The organism is Ferrimicrobium acidiphilum DSM 19497 (assembly GCF_000949255.1).
Lineage (GTDB): Bacteria > Actinomycetota > Acidimicrobiia > Acidimicrobiales > Acidimicrobiaceae > Ferrimicrobium > Ferrimicrobium acidiphilum.
The window spans coordinates 104202-127398 of record NZ_JXUW01000004.1 but is presented as its reverse complement, the minus strand read 5'-3'; the positions used below and the strand labels follow the sequence as shown (position 1 = coordinate 127398).

Below are 23197 nucleotides of genomic sequence, written 5' to 3'. Positions count from 1 at the left end.
CCCCTTGCCAAGGTGGGCCACTGAGGTAGCCATACTGAATCGGACAACGAGTTTTCCGAGGAGGTAATTGTGTCACGTCCCCGCATCATCATGCGCCAAATCAGAGAAGTGCTAAGGCTCTCACTTTCCGAGCGCCGCTCAATACGAGAAATCTCTCAAGCCTGTTCGCTCCCAAAGAGCACGGTATCTGACTATGTCAAACGGGCAAAGCAAGCTGGCCTGTGTTGGCCGCTTCCAGACGACCTTGACGACGATGGCTTAGAGTCCCTATTGTTTGGGACTAGCACGCCGACTGTTGGGGCCAAACCAATGCCCGATCTTGGCTATCTACACCGGGAGTTGAAGCGTCCCCATATGACGTTAATGCTTCTATGGGTTGAGTACCGAGAGGCCCATCCCGATGGCTATGGCTACACCCAGTTCTGCGCGTACTACCCGGGGTTTGCGGGCATGGCTAGTTCTGCTCAGCCGCTCCGAAATACATATACATCTATATGCACCTCTTTTGTCTTCACTCTCCAGCCGCCTTTGAGTGTTCTGCCCTATCCACAGGGACAGAACTAGGGCGAGTCGATGGTTGTCCACCTCCCACGTCCAACTTGGGTTGTCGTGGTTCGCTTGGGGTTTCAGCCGTTGAGCGGTAGCTTCGTTTTCAAGACACGTATCTCGGACGCCGTTGCCGGTGGTCCCCAAAGGGACGATACGTGCTCCAACTCGGCTTTCCATTTGCGCGTAGGAACCTCTCCTCTAGGATCTTCTTCACTTCCCTATAGCGAGTGAACCGGTTGATCTGGCGATCTTTGATCCTTGATGCGATGTTCATGACAGCTACGCGATCTCCTCATTCTGGGGCGTGATACTATATCTTCGCGCTGCCGTCGTCATGAGCTGGATGTGCAGGTTCCGTGCTACTTCGTTATTAGAGCTCAAGAACTCCTGATGTGCTTGCGTTACGTCATCCTGAGGGAGTGATTTCTTTTCGCGTTAGTTCCATTCGCCCACAGGTCGAGATGGCCTCCAGGACGCTTCGGAATGAGGCAGTTGAATTGTTTCGCTGAAAGATGTACTATTCGGGATGTTTCTCCTAATCGGTGGGGATGAACGGAGGTATAGAGTGGAAGATTCGACAAAGCTTGACCTCTATCGGCAGATGGTGTTGATTCGAACCTTCGAGGAGACGATTCTGCGGGAGTATCATGCTGACAAGACCCCAATTTGGGACATAGGTGCAGGTCAAATACCAGGCGAGATGCACTTGTCTGCCGGGCAGGAGCCAGTTGCTGCTGGGGTCTGCGCCAATCTCACGCCGGATGATGCGATCACTGCCACCCATCGCCCTCATCACTTCGCCATCGCTCATGGAATGAGTCTCGAACGGCTTGCGGCGGAGATTTACGGGCGAGAGGATGGGTTGGGTCACGGGCGCGGTGGACACATGCACCTCTTCGATCCGTCAATCCACTTCTCATGTTCTGGAATAATCGCCGAAGGCTACCCCCCTGCGCTCGGGCAGGCTTTCGCCTTCAAGAGGAGTGGGTCCAACGCAGTCGCCGTTGCCGTGACCGGAGAGGGCGCAGCAAACCAGGGTGCGTTTCATGAGTCCCTCAATCTGGCGGCACTTTGGAAGCTTCCCGTAGTTTTTGTGGTCGAGGACAACGACTGGGCGATTTCGGTTCCTCGTTCTGTCTCCACCTCTGTGGTGTCGAACGCTGAGAGGGCCAGAGCCTACGGGATGCCGGGGGAGCGTATCGAGGATAACGCAGTCGAAGACGTTTTTGCAGCTGCTGGGCGGGCAGTCGCTCGAGCTCGTTCGGGCGAGGGTCCTACCCTTCTTGAGGTCCATACCCTCCGACTCTGGGGCCATTTCGAAGGCGATGCGCAGGGCTATCGCTCCGATCTCGCTACCGTAGCTGATCGAGATCCGATACCAGAATACGAGTCGCGACTTCGTGCGTCGGGAGTTCTAGATGACGAAGTTGTCAAAGACATTGCAGCTGACGCCGAGGCTCGCGTCGAAGCGGCTGTAGCTTTTGCCAAGTCGAGCCCAATACCTGACCCATCATCAGCCTCTCGTTATGTATTTTCCTAAAGGAGACACACAATGGTAAAAATCGAAGTACCTACTGAGAAGACCACTTCACGCAAGCTCACCGTCGCTAAGGCCATTGTCGAGGGCATCGCGCAAGAGATGGAACGCGATCCTTCTGTCATCGTGCTTGGAGAGGATGTGGGTGCCTACGGTGGCATCTTTAGTTCGACGACCGGTCTACTTGAGCGTTTCGGCTCCGATCGGATTCTCGACACTCCAATCTCAGAGACCGCTTTTATCGGCCTGGGCACGGGTGCAGCAGTTGAAGGTATGCGCCCCATCGTCGAATTGATGTTCGTTGATTTCTTTGGTGTGGCGATGGACCAGATCTATAACCACATGGCGAAGATCCATTACGAATCTGGCGGAAATGTCTCGGTGCCCATGGTTATTACTACCGCGGTTGGCGGTGGGTACTCCGATGGTGCTCAGCACTCCCAGTGCCTGTGGGGTACCTTCGCTCATCTGCCGGGCATGAAAGTGGTGGTACCCAGTTCGCCGGCTGATGCTAAAGGGTTAATGATCTCGGCAATCCGTGACGATAATCCAGTCGTATATATGTTCCACAAGGGCATCATGGGTCTCCCGTGGATGACCAAGAGCACGCGTGCCCTTGGTGTGGTTCCCGAGGAGGCGTACACTATCCCGCTAGGGAAGGCCGCGATAGCCCGAGCGGGAACCGACGTGACTGTCGTAACGCTCTCACTTTCAGTTCATCACAGTCTGGATGTCGCCGATGAACTCGCCAAAGAGGGCATAGAGGTCGAAGTGATCGACCTCCGTAGCCTGGTGCCGCTTGACACCGAGACGGTTCTTGAGTCGGTGGCAAAGACGGGCCGACTCGTAGTTGTCGATGAGGATTACCAGTCCTTTGGTCTTTCGGGTGAGATCGCCGCCATCGTCGCAGAGAAGGATCCGCGAATACTGCGATCGGCGATGAGGCGTGTATGTGTCCCGGATACGCCGATACCCTACGCTCGTTCGCTAGAACAAGCAACGCTCCCTACTCCCACGCGCATAGCAGCTGCGATCATGGACGTGATGGCTTGAGTGTAGAGGTACTCTTTCCCAGTCTCTCCAGAACCGAGCCGGATGCAGAAGGAGTGGTGGTCACTTGGTTTGTCGGCGAAGGCGACTTTGTGACTCAAAATCAGTTGATCGCAGAGGTTCAGGTAGACAAGCTCGACGCTGAAGTATTAGCTCCCATGGCTGGTACTTTACGTATCGTCACAAACGAAGGAGAGGTAGCTCGTCAATCGAGCGTCGTCGCTTACATTGACGAGGCTCGACAGGTCAACCTATAGCGCATTTCCCTCGAGCAATATGTTGTATCGGCTCTACCAGGTTAACACCCTTGAACCTATTGGGTGAGCCAACATACCCTACCTCAAGACGAGCACGTGTATTCCACTCCATCGATGTCTTCTAAGAGATGATCGTTCTGCGGTTACCTGCCATTTCTTGGAGGTCGATCTTTAGCAGTTGTCAACGCCAGGCGGACGCTGGTCGGCAGTTCTCGGTCGACTACTGAGGCTGCAGTCCTTGTTCGCGATCGCCCCCCAGTCGATTAAAAGGCGTGGCCACCATGCTCGAAGACACCCGGCCAACTCTCATTTAGAATCTGTGTGGTCTCAGCGCGCTAGTGCTGTCCATACGGACCGACGACTCTGCAAATGTAGCCTTCGCCTAGCCCCACCGTTACGCACGGCGCTCGTGTCCTGCCTTGATTGCGACGAGGGAGAGCTTACTCTGGATTTGTGGTTTCGTCGGGCTTGGCGGACTCGGTACGAGTTCCTTCGTCGACGCCTTTCTTAAATTCGGATGTCGCTGATCCGATGGAACGAGCGAGTCCTGGTAGGCGTTTGCCTCCGAAGATGAGGAGGAGCACGACTACAACGACGATGAGGTCGGTTGGGCTGAAAATGTCTGCTAGTAACATGGTACTCCTTCGGTACTTGTCCATTAACTTAGCACGAGAGGGCAACTAAAGTGAACTTTTTGGTCTCCCGGCTATTGTCAGTTCCTTCGTTGCTGGCACTGGTTTTGGTTTTTGCGCTTCCTGCATTGGAGGCATCTATCTTCCTTGGGTTTATTTTTCCAGGGGAGACTGCGGTGGTGTTAGGTGGTGTTCTCGCAGCGGAGGGTCGGTTTCCGGTTTGGCTGGTTGGCGGGATCGCTGCCGCCGGGGCAATCATCGGTGACTCCGTTGGATACTGGGTTGGTTCCCGGTATGGCCCGTGGTTGATTGGGAAGATTCCCAGACGGCTCCTAAAGCCCGAGTCACTTGACAAGGCGATCGATCTTCTACGTCGGCGCGGCGGACTCGGAGTATTCGTTGGCCGGTTTACCACGGTTCTGAGGGTACTGATTCCGGGAGCTGCAGGTATTGCTGGAATGCGTTACCGGCGTTTCCTATTCTTTAATGCGCTTGGTGGAATTTGCTGGGCGGGATTTTATACCGCGCTTGGGTATGTTGCGGGTGCTAACTATGCGTCTGTGTTGAAGGATGCCAGCACGACGAGCGAGGTGATACTAGCCGTCGTAGTGATCTTGTTCTTCGGTGTTGGACTCTATCGACATTTTGGTCCCCCGTTGCGGAGACCGAAGGCGTCATCCGACGAATCTACACCGGAAGAGTGAGGCGGGAGTCTTTCGAGTTTGGATCGAGGTGTCTACGTCGCTGGCCGTCTCGCAGTCCTGCGTTGGAGGCGTTGTTTGAGAAACGGCAAGGTGAGCGTGCGCATGGCGTATGCTTGGGCGATTGGTGATGTGGTGAGCATGTGACGCAGGATCGGTGGCAGTAAGGGCAGTTCGCTGGCTAGTATTGCGGCGATGGCCATACGTTGGGTGTGCCATGCGGTGATCCTTTCGCGATCGGTAGGGTCAAGAAGGCTGAGTGCTTCGGTATTGTTGAGCATGTGCATCAACTTGCTCCAGAATCGTCGCAAGTCTTTCGAAACCCCATCTGGGGAGTCGCGATATAGAACTAGATCCTGTTCTAGGATAGCAAGACTACCTTGTTTGGCACATGCGATCCAATAGGCCCAGTCTTCGACTGAATCCAGCGCCGGGTTAAACCCACCGACCTTGTGGACAAGATCCGTTCGGATGAGGACTGTGGACGTCTGGAACTGATTCATCAGCGTAAGTTCGCGATAGCTCAACCAGCGTAGTTCTTGTTCCTCAGTCGGAGTTGGATAGGAGCGCGACCAACTCGTTGCGATGAGATCTAGTTGGGGATAGCGCTCAAGGATCTGGGCCTGCCTTTGCAGTTTGGCAGGATGCCAGATATCGTCGTCGTCCAAGAAGGCGATCGCGGTGCCGCTTACGCTTGCTAACCCGGCGTTGCGAGCGGCAGATACGCCCTGGTTCGCCTGTCGTATAATGGTGGCACTTGGCAATGTGCTCTGTGCGATGGCGATAGAACCGTCGTCGGACCCATCGTCAACGATGATAACCTCGTATGGCGGTAACTCTTGTGCAACGATACTTGCCAAGGCATCGGCGAGAGTTGCTTCGGCATTGTAGCAGGTGACGACAACTGAGATTTGCATAGGCTTCCAGGATTCTAGTGACGGCTTTGGCTGCTAGCCTAGCATCTCATGAGTTATGGCTTTTCGGCGAAACGACCCCATTGCCTGGGCTAGCAGAACTCGCGAGACTACTCCCGTCGTCGCAGCTCATTGGCGAGTCTGTAATGCTGACGGATCTGACGCTCGACTCCCGCGAGGTGCGACCTGGGTCGCTGTTCTGTGCGACGAGAGGGAGTCGCTTTGACGGCCATACCTTCATTGGTGATGCAATTGCGGCCGGAGCTGGAGCGGTGATGGTTGCACACCCGGTGGATGTGAAAATCCCACAGCTAGTCGTTCCATCCGTGCGCCATGCGATTGGCCGGGTAGCAAGTTATTTTTTTGGCGAGCCGTCCAAGTCGCTTGAGGTGATTGGGATTACCGGGACCAATGGGAAGACGACGACCTCGTACCTTGTCGAGTCGGTCTTGAGCCGCACTAATCGTAATGTTGGTTTGATTGGCACTATAGAGTCGAGGTTCGCGGGACTTAATCGCCCAAGCATATACACCACGCCTGAGGCTCCTGATCTCCATCGCTTGTTGGCGGACATGCTCCATGACGGGACGGAGTCGGTGGTGATGGAGGTCTCCTCGCATGGCATCGACCAACATCGCATAGATTCGATGCGTTTCGAGGTTGCAGTCTTTACGAACCTATCTCCGGAACATCTGGATTACCACGGCACTATGGAGCAGTACTACTACACGAAGGCACGCCTGTTCGTACCTACACTGACCAACCTGGCGGTGATTGGGACTGATACCGAATGGGGTCAAAGGCTTGCCAGTCAGGTTGCAGTTGAACACGTGACCTATGGACCAGGTCCGGAGAATGACTTTATCGTATCTGATATCGAGCTAGTCCCTCAAGGTACTCGCTTTCTCCTTCGCCATCAGGGAGAGGTGACACAGTTGACGGTTCCTATCCTCGGTGCACACAATGCCTACAACGCAGCAGCTGCGGCGGCGGTCGGGTTCGTCCTCGGGGTGGATAGCGACGACGTATTCGGCGGGATTGAGCATTGCCATGCTGTGGCGGGACGCTTTGAATCGATCATGTTAGGTCAAGATTTTCAGGTAGTTGTCGACTACGCCCACACTCCTGAATCTATACGATCCCTGATCGAAACCGTGAGACTGCAGTCTCCGGCGGGGAAGGTGATTCTGGTGGCTGGGGCACGCGGACGGCGCGATCGCCTTAAGCGTCCAGAGTTGGGTCGTGCCGCTGCGACCAGTGATCTGGCTATCTTGACAGCTGACAACCCGGGAGATGAGGAGCCTGCTGAGATTGTTGCTCAGCTGCTTGCTGGGACTCTTGACGTTGCTACGTCACAGATTGTGGTTGAGCTCGATCGGCGTAGAGCAATTGAACTTGCGGTCAGCCAAGCGGAGGCAGGCGATACGGTGTTGATCGTGGGGAGGGGCCACGAACAGAGCCTGCGAGTCGGTCCCGCCGTCGTCTACCTTGATGATCGTGAGGTCGCGAGGTCGGCGCTAGCAGCCCGGATGCTGGGCTAGCTACAGATACCGCCAATCTCAGCACTCTTGATTGAACTTTACCATAATGTCTATACGACAAGGTTACTTCCCATTGGAGTAGCGGCGCAGGAACTCCAGGGTTCACCCCATGACGCTACGGAGATGGGAAACAGAGGGACGTATTGATCCTCCTGTACGTACTCTAAGGAGGCAGAAGGCGTTATGACCTGGCTAAACTTCGTGCCATTGCGCCTCATAAAACACCACCTGCCAGGACCACCATTGCTTATGCTCGCGTATCAACCAATGGTCAGAAGGACGACTCGGTTCGCCAGGTAGCTCTCTTGGAGAGCTACTGCGCTGTGAACGGGTGGACCTATGAGGTTATTTCGGATATAGGGTCGGGACTCAACTATCACAAACGAGGACTAAAGACGCTCGTATCGAGGATCTGTTCTGGCGAGGTTGGGCGACTGGTGCTCAGCCATAAGGACCGACTGCTCCGGTTTGGATCGGAACTGGTGTCCTCCCTTTGTGAGCACTGAGGTAATCGTTATCAACGCTAGTGAGGACTCGACCTTTGAAGAGGATCTAGCCAATGATGTTATCGAGATTGTGACTGTATTCTTGGCCAGACTCTATGGCTCGCGCAGTCATAAGAACAGACAGGTTATGGAACGGCTTCAGGAGGTAGCCAAAGAGGTAAGCCCATGACCCGATGTCTGAACTTTCGATGTCAGAGCCTCGTCCTATGGTTAGATTCCTATGAAGCGCACGGTACGTCTGGCCACATTGCCCCTCAACAAGGGGAAGTACGACGAGCTGTGCTTGGTGATCGGGCACTATACCGACGCAAAGCGCGTCTTTGTGGCTCATCTGCGCCAGACTAGCCTGTGGAGGCTATTAGATCGAAGCAAGAGCTTCCGTGACTATGCCAAGGCACGAGGGCTATACCCAGAGGGCATCAACGTTCATCTGATAGACCAAGCCGCCTTTGATGCCGTGGATACCTGCATTCGCCACATCGAGTCCTGTTTTGCCATCGGCAACATCAAGGCAAAGATTTGGCGACGATTCACAGACGAGAACGAGAGGCACTATGCCTACGCCTGTCTCGCCCGATACTCGGCCATTGGGCAGATCATGGGTGGTGGTATACCAGAGATTCCAACGGTGGCTATCCCTCCTGACGCGAGAGCGAAGATAGCCTCGTACCTACACCGTGTCATTCGTGATGCGCTCGGTAGTAGCTGGCCAACCGTCGTCAAGGCTCGCTCTATGTCTTTGGACTCGACACTGTATTCGGTGGTCGACAATGAGACAGCCAAAGGCAAAACCAGACGCTACGTCAAAGTCATTAGCTCAACCCACCACAAGCGCATCTCACTACCGCTGTCTGGGATCTCTCGGGTGTCAGGCAATATCAGGGTTGTACTAGACGAAGAACACAGGCGAGCCTTCATCCACGTAATCTATGACCTTGCGCGCCTACCCAAGGCAACCGGCCCCGCCGTAGCCCTTGACTGGGGAATCACCGAGGTCTGTACTGATAGCTCGGGAGTCCATCACGGCAAGGAATACGGTCCAGCGCTTAGGTCTATGGCCGAGCGCCGGAACAAGACCGGCAAAGCAAGGAACAGACTTCACGCTCTATCAAAGAGAGATGCTGGCTCTAGGCGAACCAAGCACATCGCACGCAACAACTTGGGTACAAAGAAGCAGCAGGCTCGCACGAGACGTGCAAGAGCGCAGCTCAAGACCATTTCCGGCGCTGCGATCAAGGAGGTGGTCTACGGGGAAGGGAACCGGACCAGAGCTAAGAAACGAGTTCCCCAACTTCCATCACAACGGCCAAGAGAGATCATCATCGAAGACCTCTCTCGCTTGCAAGGTAAGGCCAGGTCTAAGAACATCTCTCGACTCTGCTCATCATGGGCAAGGAACGAGAACCAAGAACGCATTACGGTACATGCCTATGTCGGAGGTTCCGGCATTAAAACGGTCAACGCGGCCTACAGCAGCCAAACATGTCCCGATCCAACGTGTGGGTATGTCCATAGTGGCAACCGACACGGGGATGTGTTTCACTGTCGCAATCCCTATTGGGATTGCAACTGGCAGGGCGATGTGGATCACGTAGCTGCCATGAACCTACTCAACAGGATCGAAGATCGCGAGATCAACCGGTTCACTCCCTATAGGGAAGTGAAGAAGATCCTTGATGAGAGGTTCCTACGCCGACTGGAAAGCCGAGTTGGAGCACGTATCGTCCCTTTGGGGACCACCGGCAACGGTGTCCGAGGTACGTGTGTTGAAGACGGAGCTACCGCTCACGGCAGGACTCCAAGCATACTACGACAACCCAAGTTGGACGTGGGAGGTGGCCAACCACCGACTCGCCCTAGTTCTGTCCCTGTGGATGGGGCAGAACACTCAAAGGCGGCTGGAGAGCGAAGACAAAAGAGGTGCATATAAATGTATATGTATTTTGGAGCGGCGGCTAAATCCCTAAACGCGCCGACGGTAGATATTGACCGACAGCGGAACCATGATGATCAAGAGCCCGACGCACCAGATGATAGCAGTGATGGCGAGGGCGCCAGTTGATGAACCTGCTGCATGCGCTGCTATGGGGCCATCCATGAGACTTCGAGTTGCGTTGACGGCTACGCTCAACGGCTGATGATTAGCGAATCCACGCAACCATGAGGGCATCGTCTGCACCGGTACGAAGGCTGATGACGCGAAGGTGAGTGGAAATAACAGCGGGAAGGCCATCACCTGCGCCGTCTCGCTGTTGGGTGCAGCGAGTCCGATCAATGCAAAAAACCAGGAGAGTGCGTAGGCAAAGAGAAGTGCGATGCCTATCCCTGCAAGAAATTCTCCTAGATTCGTTCCAATTCGGAATCCCACAAGGAATCCAACGATCACCATTATTATGATAACCACTATGTTGCGGATGAGATCTGCAATGGTCCTCCCAGCAAGCACTGCTGATCGAGTCATGGGCAAGGCGTGAAAACGCTCGATAATTCCCTTTTGGAGGTCTTCGGCCAGGCCGACACCGGTCTGCACGGAACCAAAGGCGATGGTTTGGATGAAGATTCCGGGCATTAGGTAGTTGACGTAGGTTATGCCGAGTCTGGAGGTTTCAGAACCGATTGCACCCCCAAAGACGTAACGGAATAAGAGAACGAACATCACTGGCTGAATAGTGGAAAAGACGAGCGATTGAGGTATGCGTACATAATTGAGCAGGTTACGTTTGGTGATGGTGATGGCATCAGCTGCCATCCAGTAAAGCCGGGAACGGTGTGGTTGGGTAGTTAGCTCTGCGAGTGCCATGGTTGTTATCTCTCCCCTGGTGCTACGGTGGCAGGTTGATCGGTTAGCGCCAAGAAGACGTCGTCGAGGCTCGGTTCGCGAAGGTTAATCTTCGTTGGGCTGATCTTCTCGCTAAGGAGGCGTCCGAGCACAAGGGCGGTTGTGGCCGCTCCGTCTGCGACTGGGAGTTCGAGCCGATTCTCGACCTGCTGGATCGGGGCCGATGCTAAGTTTGCGGCCGCCTCTTTGGCTTTGATGGCGATTGTTTCATCTTGGAAGGAGAGTTCGAGCACTGTGGCTCCGAAACCCGCCTTGAGTTCGTTGGGTGTACCCTCGGCGATTACTAAGCCATGATCGACGACGGCGATCCGTGAGGCTAGCCTATCTGCCTCCTCTAGGTACTGGGTGGTTAGAAGGACGGTCGTTCCGTCTGCCAGAAGTTTTTCGATGATCTCCCATAGGTCATTGCGGCTTTTTGGATCAAGACCTGTAGTTGGTTCATCGAGAAAGAGGACGGGAGGTTGTGCCACCAACGCTGCAGCAAGGTCGAGCCGTCGCCGCATTCCACCTGAATAGGTGCTAAGAACGCGTTTGGCTGCGTACTCAAGGCCAAAGTCATGAAGGAGTTCAGTACTTCGAGCACGCGCGACTGGTTTGGGAAGATGATTAAGACGTCCTATCATGAATAGGTTCTCTTCGGCAGTGAGTCGTTCATCGACCGCAGCCGCTTGTCCTGCTAGGCCAAGGTGCTCTCGGACCTGTTGGGCAGACTTGGTCACGTCGACCCCCATGATGGTTGCTAGGCCTGAGTCGGGCATGATGATGGTGGTAAGAATACGCACGATCGTTGTTTTTCCTGCGCCGTTGGGTCCCAGAAGGCCAAAGACGGTGCCTGACTGTACTTGAAAGCTGACGTCTTCGAGTGCAGTTACGCCGCCCCTGAATGTCTTGTGGAGGTTGCGAACCTCGATGGCTACACTCATCTCACCTCCGGTTACGTGACTTACCAACGGTGCTTGGTGCTGATGCGGTAGGCACACGTCATGGGACATTGACAAAATTTCCGATTAGAAGCTTAGTTGGTAGACGAAGACTCCTAACTGGGTGTACATACAAAGAACGGCAAGTTCTCGCGGCTCAGCCGTTGTTGGATCTATGGCTCTGGCAAGGGCTTAACTCAACGAAAGAAGAGCGTACTACTAGGCTTGTAGCTACGACTGCGGATAGGTGAACTCCACAGATCAAGTTTCGTGGCTCCGCAGTCGGATGACGTCGGCGCACCAAGCGCCCCCGGTAGGATTCGAACCTACGCACCCGGCTCCGGAGGCCGGTGCTCTATCCCCTGAGCTACGGGGGCTCACTGAGGCGTAGCCGAGTCTAGCGTTATCCAGCCTTCAGGGCGGCGAAAGCGTCGTTTCTGCTGGTGGCGCTGATATGCTTTGCTCAAAGCTCTTCGTCCCGAGGGATGTCTGTATTCGAGTAGTGAAGGAGTCGACGGTGGCGATCGCAGACCGGCTGTTAGCGTTGGTGCATACCGCTGCTCAGGATAGTTTTGATACCTTGCGAGCTGATCCGACGACTTTCAAGGCGGTCACAGTGGACGAGCCGTCATCGCCCGAACACGGAGACTACGCCACTAATGCAGCACTGGTACTCGCTAAGCAGGTAGGGCAGCAGCCTCGAAGGGTAGCTGAACTTCTCGCAGACCGACTGCGCGGCGAGTCGATGATCGACCGGATCGATATCGCCGGACCTGGTTTCTTGAATTTTTGGATCACTCCTCTCGCGCTTTCTGGTGAGATTGCCGCTCTTCTTGCGGGCGGCAATGAGTACCTGCGACCCGATTTGGGACATGGAGCAACCGTGCAAGTGGAGTTCGTTTCGGCAAATCCAACCGGCCCACTGCACGTCGGCAACGGTTGGCTAGCGACCTACGGTGATGCATTAAGTCGACTGCTCGAATTCGTGAACTATCGGGTCACCAAGGAGTATTACGTCAACGATACCGGTGGACAGATCAGGCAGCTCGGAGCCTCGATCATAGCGGTGCGCAACGGTGATGAGGTTCCAGAAGGCGGTTATCAAGGTGCGTATATCTCCGACCTCGCTGGTAGGTACAAAGGTTCAGATGACGTCGTGGAGGCCGGGAGTTGGGCGGTACCTATCATCCTTGAGCTCATTCGAGTCACGCTTGGACACCTAGGAATTGAGATGGACAGCTGGTTTTCACAGGCTTCTATCGAGGAGTCGGGTGATGTGGCTGATGTGGTTGCCAAGCTCGAGGAGCGAGGTGCCATCTACGACCATGACGGTGCCCTTTGGTTTGCTTCCGAACGCTTTGGCGACACTCGCGACCGAGTGATGCGCAAATCAAACGGTGACTTTACCTACCTCGCAGGAGATATCGCCTACCATTACAACAAGCTCGTTGTTCGAGATTACTCCTTGGTGATCGACGTATTTGGGGCCGATCATCACGGCCAGGTCGCCTCAATGATGGCTGCCATCCGAGCTCTTGGCATCGACGAGAGTCGCTTGGAGATCAAGCTCGGCCAGATGGTGTCGTTGCTCGAGCAAGGGCAGGCGGTCAAGTTCTCGAAGCGGGCTGGCACCGCAATTCCACTCGACTGGCTTGTCCAGGAGCTAGGGCGTGATGCCACTCGTCTTCTTATCCTGTCAAGCTCCATCGATCGCGCTTCTCAGATCGATCTCGCCCAGGCGAAATCGCAATCGATGGAGAATCCAGTCTTCTACATCCAGTATGCCCATGCTCGGATTGCAGCATTATTGCGCAACGCAGAGAATCAAGGCGTGCGAGTTGAAGACGTCTCTACACAATCGTTGGCAACTCTGACCCATCCACGTGAGGCGGCACTCATGAAGGATCTGATAAGACTTGAGTCGGTGATAGTGCGCGCGGCTGTGGAACGTGCACCTCACAAGGTTGTGGGTTGGCTTATGCAGACCGCCTCAGATTTCCACGGCTTCTATCATGATTGTCCGGTGTTGACCGCGGCGCCGATCGAGCGTGATGGCAGACTGATGCTTGCTAGAGCAGCTCAACTCGCAATCGCTACCGCACTCGGTCTCCTCGGAGTCGTACCTCTCGAGGAGATGTAAGTTGGGAGATCTGGGGGTTCTTCCTGACCATCTTGCTCCACACACGGCCGCGGTGGATGCGCTAGGGGAACTCATTATTGGTGGGATGAGGGTCAGTGAACTCGTGAGACAGTACGGGAGTCCACTTTTTATCTATGACGAGAACCATCTCCGAACACGCATGCGCGAGGCGACCGAGGGTTTTGGAGGGGGTCGGGTGATCTATGCGTCTAAGGCGTTCCCCTCCGTTGCGATGGCACGACTTATCAGCGAAGAGGGTTTGTGGTGGGATGCGGCCTCTCAAGGGGAGTTGGAGGCTGGCTTGCGTGGCGGAGTACAACCGAAGCGTGTGATCCTCCACGGCAACAACAAGTCCTTTGATGAGCTGCGCATGGCCATCGATGCCAAAGTTGGCAGGATCGTGGTTGACTCGTTCGACGAGATTGATAGGCTCGACTACTTGGGAGGGTCTGCGAGCGTGTGGCTTCGGATCACACCAGGCATCGAGGCGCATACGCATGCCTACGTACGCACTGGCCAGCAGGATTCAAAGTTCGGCTTCAATCTTGCTAACGGTGACGCCCATCGGGCGATCGCGAGAGTCAAGGCGAGCTCTCACCTGATGCTGTCTGGTCTGCACTGTCACATTGGTTCTCAGGTGTTTGCGCTCGGCTCCTTTCGCGACGCTATAGACGTGATGGTCACGCTCGCCAAGGATGAGGGCGTCGAGGAGCTATGTATTGGCGGCGGGTTTGGCGTAGGGTACCTTCGAGACGAACGCGTACCCACGATTGGTGAATGGACGAGTTGGCTCCGTGAAGCGTTCGTAGCACATGGGATGCGTGATCAGCAGACTTTTATCGAACCAGGGCGTGCAATCGTGGCGGCTGCTGCTGTAACCGTCTACACCGTAGGGGTCATCAAGGAGATTCCCGGGGTACGTACCTATGTTGCGGTAGATGGGGGCATGAGTGATAACCCACGTCCAGTACTCTACGGGAGTGGCTATGAGGCCTTTACGTCTTCTCGACTTTTCGATCCGCACGATATGACCGTCGCACTTGTTGGCAAGCATTGCGAATCAGGAGATGTCCTGGTACGTGAGGCTCGGTTACCGACCGACTTGCAGGTTGGGGAGCTAGTCATGACGCCGGTGACTGGGGCCTACGGCTATGCGATGGGATCGAACTACAACAAGCTTCCGCGACCTGCTGTCGTTTTGGTTGGTCATGGACAGGCGAGACTGATAGCGCGTCGGGAGACGATAGATGACCTATTCCGTCTGGAGGTAGATGGTTGAAGATTGGCTTGCTTGGCTGTGGAACCGTAGGCGGCGCACTTGTTGCCCTCCTAGATCAGGAGGGAGATCGACTGGCACGTCTCCTGGGGGAACCTCTCGAGATTGGCAGAATTCTTGTGCGTGATCCCGAGAAGGAGCGAGTGGCGCCGATCTCTAAAGACCTCTTGACCACGCAGTTGAGTGACGTGATAGATGACGGTGAGATTGGGTTGGTGGTAGAGCTTCTGGGTCCTGGCGATTTCGCGCTTGGAGCTATCCGAGCCGCGCTCGGTGCAAAGAAGTCGGTAGTGACTGCCAACAAAGAGATCCTTAGTACTCATTTTCTCGAGCTTGAACTCGCGGCTGAGGCTGCGAGTCGAGATATTTTTTTTGAGGCTGCAGTTGCTGGTGGTATCCCGCTCATTCGGGCTCTGCGAGTCTCCCTGTTTGGTGAGCGCCTCTCTCGAATTGTAGGTATCGTCAATGGCACTACAAATTACATTCTCACCAAGATGCAGGAGGAACATATCTCGCTTGATACTGCGCTCGCAGAGGCTCAGCAGCTCGGATACGCAGAGGCTGACCCCTCTGGCGATCTCTCCGGCAGGGATGCTGCATCAAAGCTTGCTATCATAGCGAGCATTGCTTTTGGGAGCCACGTTGATGTCGAGGACGTAAACGTGGATGGAATCTGGGGGATCACGCCTTCGGACTTTGATTTTGCTGAGCGCAGCGGTGGGGTGATCAAGTTGCTTGCACAGGCGGAGCGCGATATCGACGACCCGGACGCTCCTATTCGCGTCGAGGTATTTCCTGCAATCGTGATGTCGACTCACCCTCTTGCGAGTGTTCGCGGCTCCTTTAACGCGGTTTTTGTAGAGGGATCGGCGGTCGGCCAACTGATGTTCTCCGGTCCTGGAGCAGGAGGTTTACCGACGGCATCAGCCGTTTTGGCTGATATTATCGACGCAATTAAGAACTTGCGAACTTCGACTCGGGCATCTATGAGTATGGTGACAGATACGCGATTTGTGGAGGACTCCTCAATCGATGCGGTTTTCGCACTCTCTGTGGATGTGGCAGACGCTCCAGGTGTGTTGTCGCAGGTGAGCGAGGTCTTCGGTCATCACTTAGTCTCAATCGCTCGTATGGAACAGGACGAACTTGATGGCGAATTAGCGCACCTGGTCTTTCTGACGCATCGTACCCGCCTCTCGGCGATCAAGGCGACGATGGCTGAACTGGCCGATCTCGATGTTATTGAACGATCACACAAGCTGCTGCGAGTGCTTGAGTGAGGAGGGAAAGCATGAAGAAAGAGCGTTGGCCCGGCATCATTGAACGCTATCGGTCTTTTCTGCCGATTGACCCGAGTACGCGTGCCGTAAGCCTCGGGGAAGGAGGAACACCGCTCCGCTTTGCTCCTCGGCTTTCAGAGCGAGTTGGAGCTGAGGTATACCTAAAATTGGAGGGAATGAATCCTACTGGTTCCTTCAAGGATCGTGGGATGACGATGGCGGTTTCGAAGGCAGTTTCTGAGGGCAGTACTACTATTATCTGCGCCTCTACCGGCAACACCTCGGCTAGTGCCGCCGCCTATGCTGCCGCGGCCGGCATTGATGCGGTTGTGCTAATACCCTCGGGTCATATCGCCCTTGGAAAATTGGCGCAAGCACTGGTGTATGGAGCAAAGGTGATCCAGATCGATGGCAATTTTGACGAGGGTCTGCGGCTGGTTCGTGATCTGGCGGATGCGCATCCGTTGACCATCGTGAACTCTATAAACCCAGATCGTTTGCAAGGACAAAAGACTGGTGCTTTTGAGGTGATTGATGAACTCGGGTTCGCACCCGATGCCCAGTTCATTCCGGTTGGTAACGCAGGCAACATCAGTGCCTATTGGCTCGGTTATCGAGAGTACTATGAGGCCGGACTTGCGGAGAGAAGACCCAGGATGTTTGGAGTTCAAGCGGCTGGTGCTGCACCCATCGTGAGGGGCGCCGTAGTATCTGACCCGGAGACGATCGCAACAGCGATCCGTATCGGCAACCCGGCGAGCTGGTCTCTGGCATTAGAGGCTCGGGATGAGTCTGGGGGCGCAATTACCGCGGTAACCGACGAAGAGATTCTGAGCGCCTATATACTCTTAGCGAGAGACGAGGCAGTATTCTGTGAACCGGCCTCAGCAGCTTCAGTCGCTGGACTTCTCAAAACCCCAGTTGTTCCTGGTTCGTCGGTTGTGTGCGTGTTGACTGGGAATGGATTGAAGGATCCAGATACTGCGGTATCCCAAGTGCAGGTTCCGAAGGTAGTGGGCACGTCAATGAAAGAAGTGGCAGAGGCTATTGGTCTGTGATTTTGGTTACTAACCACTGATAGATTCCTCGTCATTGCATCTGCCAAGATCCTTGGCAAAGAAGGGAAAGAACTGATGGACGTAACGTCTGGTGCGCTTGAGTCGCTCGACAAAGAGGCGCTTATGACTCTTGCTCGTCAACTCGATCTGAAGGTGTCTGCTCGGCTCAGGAAGGCTGACTTGATATCGATGATTGAGTCACATGGTAGCTCAAACGGAGCTAGCGATGTTAACCATGTTGATGCATCTGAGCATTCAACGTCCGCCGGGAGTGGTCGGTCGCGTCTGTCGTCTGATGCACCCGAGTCGAACGCTGCCAGTACGAATGGTTCACGTCAGCTCGATCAAACCAATGATTCCACCAACCCAACGTCGAGTGAACAACGAGAGCAGGTGGTCTCTGATCGCGGTGGGTTGGAAGGCTCAAGGGAGGGTTCACACTCCCAATCTGGATCCCAGCGCTCTCAACGAAGTGAAGGTGATGGGCGTTCGCAGGCCAATGGTTCGTCGGAATCTAGGCGAACGGATGGATCTCGCGGCGGTCTTGCGACGCTGATCCCACCGATCACTGTGAATCCCGCTGAGCGTGCCAGCAACCGTTCGCAGCCAGAGGAGTCGCAGGCTTCTGCCCTCGCTCGCAGTGAGGATGGCGCTTCGCGTCGGTCTCGCCGAAGTAGGCGTGGAAAAGAGAGAAGTGATCGACCGGAGAGTACGGATAATCAGCAGAGTGTAGAGTTAGTTACCGTCCAGGGTGTTCTTGACTTGCGTGATGATGGCTACGGCTTTCTACGCACCAAAGGGTACTTGTCATCGAAGGAGGACGTGTACGTACCTGCCTCGTTGGCGCGAAGAATGAGCCTGAGGCGTGGGGACATTGTGGTCGGTGGAGCTCGTCCAGCGGGTTCGACTGAGAAGTATCCCGCTCTCTCTAGGGTGGATACAGTCACTGGTCTAGACGTGGAGACAGCAAAGGCTCGCCGCCGATTTGAGGACTTGACCCCGCTGTTCCCCAACGAACGCCTCACGCTTGAGACAAGCACTGACCCAACAAATATTACGCCAAGAATTATCGATTTGATCGCTCCGATCGGGAAGGGTCAACGTGGACTAATCGTCTCACCCCCCAAGGCCGGAAAGACCACGATCATGAAGGATATTGCGAATGCGATCGAGCGTAATAACCCAGATGTCGCACTAATTGTCCTGCTAGTAGATGAACGCCCAGAAGAGGTTACCGATTTTCGTCGATCGGTAAAGGGTGAAGTGATCGCCTCCACCTTCGATCGACCAGCGGAAGAACATACGCAGGTGGCCGAGCTCACGATCGAGCGGGCAAAACGCATGGTCGAGTTGGGCCGGGATGTTGTGGTTATCCTCGACGGGATCACCCGTCTAGCTCGTGCCTATAACTTGGCGCAGCCAGCGAGCGGAAGGATCATGTCTGGTGGAATCGATTCTGGAGCTCTTTACCCACCCAAGAAGTTCTTTGGCGCGGCTCGCAACATTGAAGAGGGTGGCTCACTCACCATTCTTGCCACCGCCTTGGTGGAGAACGGATCCAAGATGGATGAGGTAATCTTCGAGGAGGTGAAGGGGACTGGCAATATGGAGCTCAAGCTCGATCGTCGTCTGTCTGAGCGCCGGTTGTATCCTGCAGTTGACGTCAATGGGTCGTCGACGCGCCACGAGGAGCTTCTGTTCTCTCGGGATCATCTCAATCAAATTTGGAAGCTCCGACGAGTGCTAAACGCGATTACACAGGACGGGACGGCTGCGGCTGGACTTGAGCTGTTGCTCGATAAGGTTCGCAGTACTCGCTCTAATGCGGAGTTTCTTGCGGAGATAGCACGTAGTTCGGGAATGTAACCGCCGGTCTTTGCGTTCTTGATTCTCCTAGAGAGGGTGCTAGGCTTACCGGCGGTGCTTGCACAGTCGCCAACAGCTTGGAGAACCTAGTCGGGGCCCAACCTTGAAGTTGGTGCGCCACAGCCGACGATTTTGAGCTAGGGTGCGTGTGCTGGAGTTCCAGTTTGGGTTGTTTGGAGTGGATCGGTCGGTTGCTCATAGAGTTAGCCGCACCCTCCATTAGGTAATAGAGCTTCGCTACAGACGAAGCGTCAGCGAAAAGATAGGACAGAAGTATGAAAAGCGATATACATCCAGAGTATGTGACAGCGACGGTACATTGCTCTTGTGGGAACACCTTCGTGACTCGATCAACCAAGACCGACCTCCATATCGAGTTGTGCAATGAGTGCCACCCGTTCTACACCGGTCGTCAGAAGCTGGTGGATACCGGTGGTCGTGTGGAGCGTTTCCAGCGTCGTTACGGTGACCGCTCGAAGAATCGAGCCCAATAACTAGATGTCTTGAGCCTTGAGTTCAATGCAGCCACTTCTTGAGACGGCGGTCAAACAAAGATTCGGTGAGCTCGAGATGATGGAGCAGGTCAGGGATGATTGGTGGATCGGTCGCACGGCTGACACCATCGTCACTTGGCCTGTCCCTGCTGTGGGTTCTCGGTTTGAACCTATGGATGAGATCCTAGGACAACTTATCTTGCTTCGTCGGGATTATCCGGATCTTGCATGTAGCGTCGTGCTGCCGACGAGCTTAGCCAGTCATCGCTCCCAGCTGTTGCTAAAGGTCGAGGATCTGCAGCTAGCCTTCTCCTGGGCCGACCCAACGATTGAGCTACTCGTCTTAGATGGTGTGGAGATCTCGCCGCTGAGTTCGCGACCAGCCTTGGAACCGGTTCCCGTCCAAGGGATCCCGGGCCCATTTCAGCGACTTGTGGATCAAGTCTTTGGATCGTTGGCTAGCCCTGAATACGTTTGCTATAGAGACTCATTCTTCGCCGAATATCTGGGTATTCCTGTCCTGGGCATGGTGGGGGAGGCGTTGGTAGTGGGTGTCGACCCCCGAGATCAGGCGATGGCTCGAGAGACTGCGATGACCTCTGAGGCGCTGCTCTCGTTTGCGCACGAGATTGTGGAGACGCTCGTCGCTTCGAGGTTGAAACGGAGTGGACGTTATGACTTCTCTCGAGTGGCGGTGGGCCGACTGCTGCGTTCATTGTACATCCCCCATCGAGCTGGCATTATTCCGCTCGAATATGGTGAGGTGGGACAGGCTCGGGCGCGTGCCTACGCGAGTGGCGGGGGAACCTTCTATGGCTTTGGCAGTGCGCTTGATCTCTGGTTGATTGTAGAGACGGCTGTGCTTTGCCAACCCGAGGGAGAGGCGAGCCAGGTAGTCTACGTCCTTGACCAGGAACCATTGAGTATCTTCGCTGAGCTGGCTAGGCTGGTATGCATTCCATATTCGATCGAGGTCAAGGAGCTAACCGGTGGCTGATGGGCGTCTGGAAAAGTTCGAGCTCGAGTACCAACGCAGCGTCGAGGAGATGTCGGATCCTAAGTTATTTCAGGATCAGCATCGCGCTCGTGAGGTTGCGCGACGCCACAAGGCGCTCGAAGAGATTGTAGCTACTCTACGTGATATCGATCAACTCCAGGAGGATCTCTCGGCAGCTACTGAGTTTTACCAGGCCGCGCCAGCCGACGAACGGTCGCTATGGGCGGATGAGATTTCGACGCTCGAGTCTGCATTGGCAGCGAAGACCGATGAGCTGGAGATCCTCCTGCTACCCCAAGACCCGAACGATGGTCGTAATGTAATCCTTGAGATTCGGGGAGCTGAGGGTGGGGAGGAGGCGAATCTCTTTGCTAAGGACCTCACTGAAATGTTCCAACGATTTGGCGACAAGATGGGTTGGCGAGTTGAGATGCTGGCGGCTGATCCATCTGATCATGGCGGTTACAACTTCGCGTCTCTATTGGTCAAGGGTGAGGACGCGTGGCGGCGTTTGAAGCACGAAGCGGGACCTCACAGGGTACAACGCGTACCCGTGACCGAGACGCAGGGTAGGGTTCATACATCCTCTGCGACAGTGACGGTACTGCCAGAGGCAGATGAGGTTGAGGTCCAGATCGACCCGAATGATCTGCGTATAGATGTTTATCGGTCCACTGGCCCAGGTGGGCAGTCGGTCAACACCACTGATTCGGCGGTCAGGATTACCCATATTCCCACCGGGATCGTCGTCGCGATGCAGGACGAGAAGAGCCAGATACAAAACCGCGCTAAGGCGTTGCAGGTATTACGTGCGCGGCTATTGAAGGCGGAACAGGATCGTGTGAATGAGGAACTCTCGCGAACGCGCAAGTCTCAGGTCGGCGGTGGTGGACGATCCGAGAAGATCCGCACCTATAACTTCAAGGAGAACCGGGTTACCGACCATCGGATCAAGTTGACACTCTACCGCCTTGACCAGATTCTGATGGGAGACCTGCTTGAGATCTCTGATGCGCTAATCCAGGATGAGAGATCGCGGCAGTTGTTAGACCAGGACGATGCTCGCTGATACTCCAGGAGCTCGCACGGAGGGTGCTAGCTTTTACGCTGCTAGCGTGGCGCAGCGTTGGTTAGAGCGGGCCGCCAACGAGGAGGTGGGCCGCCATGGAGGCTCGAAATCAGCCATTCTTGCCGGTTATCGGCGACGGCTTGACGCTGGTGAACCGCTCCAATATGTACTTGGCAGTTGGCAGTTTAGGTGGTTGGAGTTGCATGTAGATGACCGAGCACTCATACCTCGTCCAGAGACTGAACTCATCGTTGATCTCATCCTGACCGAGCTGGGAGATAACCGTTCAGGCAAGGTTCTGGAGTTGGGCACAGGGAGTGGTGCTATTGCGGCTTCGTTAGCCTTTGAGTGCCCCGATCTTTTGGTGGTGGCTACGGACTCATCTGCGGACGCGTTGGCGCTGGCGGAGATGAATCTTGTCAATCACGGACTTGATGACAGGGTCACGCTCAGACTGGGGGACTGGTGGGAGGCGGTGGATTCTGACGAGCGGTTCAGATTGATCTGTTCGAATCCCCCCTATATAGCGGAGGATGAGTGGCTCAAACTCGATCCGGTAGTCCGGGATTGGGAGCCACCCGGTGCTTTGGTGGCGGGTTCGACTGGTCTCGAATGCTATCAGGTCATCTTTGGTAAGGCCCACCGATACTTAGAGGAGGGACACGGTGCGATCGTGGTAGAGATAGGTGCATCACAGGGCAGCGATGTGCAACGGATCGCGGTGGCGGCAGGTTTCGATGATGTTAGCGTGAAGCAGGACTTGGTGGGCAGAGATCGATTCGTGGTAGCACGGCGATGACGACGCCTCCACCGCTGGTGCGGGTCTTTGATCTTCGCACTGGTCGTATCTTTGAACGCGAGAAGGCTGCCTCCATCGCCTGGGTTAGATCCGAACTCAACGCTGGACATTGTATTATTTGCCCGACTGACACCGTCTTTGGTCTTCTGGCTAACGCACGAGATGCCGAGGCTGTGGCCCGAATTGCCAAAATTAAGGGACGTAGTAGTGCCACACCGCCGCCTGTCTTGATCGATAGTGTGGCGACAGCAAGGCGGCTCGTTACATCCGCCGTTTTGAGGTCGTTGGAGTCGATTGTCGACCTTTGGCCCGGACCACTATCGGTCATTGTGGAGACCGATGATCCGCTTGGTAGGGCGGTCAACCCACTTAAGGGAACGGTGGCCTTCAGGGTTCCCGCCCTGGATTGGCTGCGAGAGATGTGTCTCGACCTCCCGCTTGCGGCTTCGTCGGCCAATCGACATGGTATGCCAACCCCAACCGAGATAGTAGCAGTCATCACCTCGCTGACCGAGACCATAGATGGTGGTGGGATAGGAGCTACTGGGCTCACCCTGGCCGTTGATTATGGCAGTGTTGGAGCTGTTGGATCAACCGTGATCGACTTGACGTCCGAACCGCCGACGATGGTGCGAGAAGGGCAGTTGAGCTATGACACGCTGCTTGGCCGACTTCCAGAGCTACTGCCCCTCGATAGGTCGACCAACTGAGTCGAGCTGGCTGTCGATGGCGATACCATGCAGGCAAGTTTTCGAGTTGCCTTCCTCTACAC

The 23197-nt window shown here is 55.1% G+C and carries 21 protein-coding genes, 1 tRNA gene and 1 pseudogene; 18 read left to right on the top strand and 5 right to left on the bottom strand.

Annotated elements, in window-relative coordinates:
* The first annotated feature begins 69 nt into the window (after positions 1 to 69).
* The 4 genes from FEAC_RS03370 (at position 70) to FEAC_RS03355 (ending at position 3393) form a co-directional block, all read left to right on the top strand.
* Positions 70 to 564, top strand: a complete 495-nt coding sequence (locus FEAC_RS03370; RefSeq protein ID WP_035388634.1) for a helix-turn-helix domain-containing protein — start codon at positions 70 to 72, stop codon at positions 562 to 564.
* Positions 565 to 1150: 586 nt separating this feature from the next.
* Entirely contained in the window at positions 1151 to 2089 is a 939-nt protein-coding gene (locus FEAC_RS03365) for a thiamine pyrophosphate-dependent dehydrogenase E1 component subunit alpha (protein WP_371524600.1), read from the top strand.
* A gap of 12 nt (positions 2090 to 2101) precedes the next feature.
* Entirely contained in the window at positions 2102 to 3139 is a 1038-nt protein-coding gene (locus FEAC_RS03360) for an alpha-ketoacid dehydrogenase subunit beta (protein WP_052565420.1), read from the top strand.
* Positions 3136 to 3393 (top strand): biotin/lipoyl-containing protein, encoded by a 258-nt coding sequence (locus FEAC_RS03355; protein WP_035388633.1) that lies wholly within the window; start codon positions 3136 to 3138, stop codon positions 3391 to 3393. Before FEAC_RS03360 ends, FEAC_RS03355 begins: the two co-directional genes overlap by 4 nt.
* A gap of 440 nt (positions 3394 to 3833) precedes the next feature.
* Here FEAC_RS03355 and FEAC_RS03350 read toward each other — a convergent pair whose 3' ends face one another.
* Positions 3834 to 4028 carry a Sec-independent protein translocase subunit TatA/TatB gene (locus FEAC_RS03350; protein WP_035388631.1) on the bottom strand — a complete coding sequence of 65 codons (195 nt, stop codon included), beginning with the start codon at positions 4026 to 4028 and terminating at the stop codon, positions 3834 to 3836.
* A gap of 50 nt (positions 4029 to 4078) precedes the next feature.
* On the opposite strand from FEAC_RS03350, the gene FEAC_RS03345 reads away from it, so the two are divergent.
* Positions 4079 to 4729 (top strand): DedA family protein, encoded by a 651-nt coding sequence (locus tag FEAC_RS03345; RefSeq protein WP_052565418.1) that lies wholly within the window; start codon positions 4079 to 4081, stop codon positions 4727 to 4729.
* 32 nt (positions 4730 to 4761) lie between these two features.
* Here FEAC_RS03345 and FEAC_RS03340 read toward each other — a convergent pair whose 3' ends face one another.
* Positions 4762 to 5643 (bottom strand): glycosyltransferase family 2 protein, encoded by an 882-nt coding sequence (locus tag FEAC_RS03340; protein WP_052565416.1) that lies wholly within the window; start codon positions 5641 to 5643, stop codon positions 4762 to 4764.
* Between the two features lie 17 nt (positions 5644 to 5660).
* On the opposite strand from FEAC_RS03340, the gene FEAC_RS03335 reads away from it, so the two are divergent.
* From FEAC_RS03335 to FEAC_RS03325, 3 genes and pseudogenes are all read left to right on the top strand, one after another.
* Positions 5661 to 7181 carry a UDP-N-acetylmuramoyl-L-alanyl-D-glutamate--2,6-diaminopimelate ligase gene (locus FEAC_RS03335; RefSeq protein ID WP_052565414.1) on the top strand — a complete coding sequence of 507 codons (1521 nt, stop codon included), beginning with the start codon at positions 5661 to 5663 and terminating at the stop codon, positions 7179 to 7181.
* A 72-nt stretch (positions 7182 to 7253) separates the two neighbouring features.
* Positions 7254 to 7856: pseudogene (locus tag FEAC_RS03330) on the top strand (IS607 family transposase).
* Between the two features lie 51 nt (positions 7857 to 7907).
* The gene (locus FEAC_RS03325; protein ID WP_052565412.1) at positions 7908 to 9617 is read left to right on the top strand and encodes a zinc ribbon domain-containing protein; all 1710 of its coding nucleotides are present in this window, start codon (positions 7908 to 7910) and stop codon (positions 9615 to 9617) included.
* Between the two features lie 33 nt (positions 9618 to 9650).
* Here FEAC_RS03325 and FEAC_RS03320 read toward each other — a convergent pair whose 3' ends face one another.
* The 3 genes from FEAC_RS03320 to FEAC_RS03310 all read right to left on the bottom strand — a co-directional run bounded on the left by FEAC_RS03320 (position 9651) and on the right by FEAC_RS03310 (position 11823).
* Positions 9651 to 10487, bottom strand: a complete 837-nt coding sequence (locus tag FEAC_RS03320) for an ABC transporter permease (protein ID WP_035388627.1) — start codon at positions 10485 to 10487, stop codon at positions 9651 to 9653.
* A gap of 5 nt (positions 10488 to 10492) precedes the next feature.
* The gene (locus FEAC_RS03315; protein WP_035388626.1) at positions 10493 to 11449 is read right to left on the bottom strand and encodes a daunorubicin resistance protein DrrA family ABC transporter ATP-binding protein; all 957 of its coding nucleotides are present in this window, start codon (positions 11447 to 11449) and stop codon (positions 10493 to 10495) included.
* Positions 11450 to 11751: 302 nt separating this feature from the next.
* A tRNA-Arg gene (locus FEAC_RS03310) sits at positions 11752 to 11823 on the bottom strand.
* 140 nt (positions 11824 to 11963) lie between these two features.
* On the opposite strand from FEAC_RS03310, the gene argS reads away from it, so the two are divergent.
* From argS to FEAC_RS03265, 10 genes are all read left to right on the top strand, one after another.
* A complete protein-coding gene (argS, locus tag FEAC_RS03305; RefSeq protein ID WP_052565410.1) occupies positions 11964 to 13586 on the top strand; it encodes an arginine--tRNA ligase in 1623 nt (540 codons plus the stop codon).
* A 1-nt stretch (position 13587) separates the two neighbouring features.
* Positions 13588 to 14865, top strand: a complete 1278-nt coding sequence (lysA, locus tag FEAC_RS03300) for a diaminopimelate decarboxylase (RefSeq protein WP_236684593.1) — start codon at positions 13588 to 13590, stop codon at positions 14863 to 14865.
* Positions 14862 to 16142, top strand: a complete 1281-nt coding sequence (locus FEAC_RS03295; protein ID WP_035388624.1) for a homoserine dehydrogenase — start codon at positions 14862 to 14864, stop codon at positions 16140 to 16142. The genes lysA and FEAC_RS03295 overlap by 4 nt, the downstream gene beginning before the upstream one ends.
* An 11-nt stretch (positions 16143 to 16153) precedes the next feature.
* Entirely contained in the window at positions 16154 to 17200 is a 1047-nt protein-coding gene (thrC, locus tag FEAC_RS03290; RefSeq protein WP_035388623.1) for a threonine synthase, read from the top strand.
* A gap of 75 nt (positions 17201 to 17275) precedes the next feature.
* Positions 17276 to 19066 (top strand): transcription termination factor Rho, encoded by a 1791-nt coding sequence (rho, locus tag FEAC_RS03285; RefSeq protein WP_035388621.1) that lies wholly within the window; start codon positions 17276 to 17278, stop codon positions 19064 to 19066.
* Positions 19067 to 19341: 275 nt separating this feature from the next.
* Positions 19342 to 19560, top strand: coding sequence for a 50S ribosomal protein L31 (rpmE, locus tag FEAC_RS14495; RefSeq protein WP_081900959.1), 219 nt, complete (start codon positions 19342 to 19344; stop codon positions 19558 to 19560).
* 25 nt (positions 19561 to 19585) lie between these two features.
* Positions 19586 to 20557: a hypothetical protein gene (locus FEAC_RS03280; RefSeq protein WP_035388620.1), complete on the top strand. Its 972-nt coding sequence runs from the start codon at positions 19586 to 19588 to the stop codon at positions 20555 to 20557.
* A complete protein-coding gene (prfA, locus tag FEAC_RS03275) occupies positions 20550 to 21626 on the top strand; it encodes a peptide chain release factor 1 (RefSeq protein ID WP_035388619.1) in 1077 nt (358 codons plus the stop codon). Before FEAC_RS03280 ends, prfA begins: the two co-directional genes overlap by 8 nt.
* Positions 21616 to 22425: a peptide chain release factor N(5)-glutamine methyltransferase gene (prmC, locus tag FEAC_RS03270; RefSeq protein WP_052565408.1), complete on the top strand. Its 810-nt coding sequence runs from the start codon at positions 21616 to 21618 to the stop codon at positions 22423 to 22425. The genes prfA and prmC overlap by 11 nt, the downstream gene beginning before the upstream one ends.
* A complete protein-coding gene (locus tag FEAC_RS03265) occupies positions 22422 to 23135 on the top strand; it encodes an L-threonylcarbamoyladenylate synthase (RefSeq protein WP_035388618.1) in 714 nt (237 codons plus the stop codon). Before prmC ends, FEAC_RS03265 begins: the two co-directional genes overlap by 4 nt.
* The last annotated feature ends 62 nt before the right edge of the window (positions 23136 to 23197 follow it).

Excerpts from the sequence above, each read along its gene's own strand:
- FEAC_RS03320 (WP_035388627.1), bottom strand. The coding sequence starts at position 10,487 with ATGGCACTCGCAGAGCTAACTACCCAACCACACCGTTCCCGGCTTTAC.
- FEAC_RS03265 (WP_035388618.1), top strand. The coding sequence starts at position 22,422 with ATGACGACGCCTCCACCGCTGGTGCGGGTCTTTGATCTTCGCACTGGT.
- FEAC_RS03325 (WP_052565412.1), top strand. The coding sequence starts at position 7,908 with ATGAAGCGCACGGTACGTCTGGCCACATTGCCCCTCAACAAGGGGAAG.
- FEAC_RS03365 (WP_371524600.1), top strand. The coding sequence starts at position 1,151 with ATGGTGTTGATTCGAACCTTCGAGGAGACGATTCTGCGGGAGTATCAT.
- FEAC_RS03315 (WP_035388626.1), bottom strand. The coding sequence starts at position 11,449 with ATGAGTGTAGCCATCGAGGTTCGCAACCTCCACAAGACATTCAGGGGC.
- rho (WP_035388621.1), top strand. The coding sequence starts at position 17,276 with ATGGACGTAACGTCTGGTGCGCTTGAGTCGCTCGACAAAGAGGCGCTT.
- prmC (WP_052565408.1), top strand. The coding sequence starts at position 21,616 with ATGCTCGCTGATACTCCAGGAGCTCGCACGGAGGGTGCTAGCTTTTAC.
- FEAC_RS03340 (WP_052565416.1), bottom strand. The coding sequence starts at position 5,643 with ATGCAAATCTCAGTTGTCGTCACCTGCTACAATGCCGAAGCAACTCTC.
- FEAC_RS03360 (WP_052565420.1), top strand. The coding sequence starts at position 2,102 with ATGGTAAAAATCGAAGTACCTACTGAGAAGACCACTTCACGCAAGCTC.
- FEAC_RS03350 (WP_035388631.1), bottom strand. The coding sequence starts at position 4,028 with ATGTTACTAGCAGACATTTTCAGCCCAACCGACCTCATCGTCGTTGTA.
- thrC (WP_035388623.1), top strand. The coding sequence starts at position 16,154 with ATGAAGAAAGAGCGTTGGCCCGGCATCATTGAACGCTATCGGTCTTTT.
- rpmE (WP_081900959.1), top strand. The coding sequence starts at position 19,342 with ATGAAAAGCGATATACATCCAGAGTATGTGACAGCGACGGTACATTGC.
- FEAC_RS03280 (WP_035388620.1), top strand. The coding sequence starts at position 19,586 with ATGCAGCCACTTCTTGAGACGGCGGTCAAACAAAGATTCGGTGAGCTC.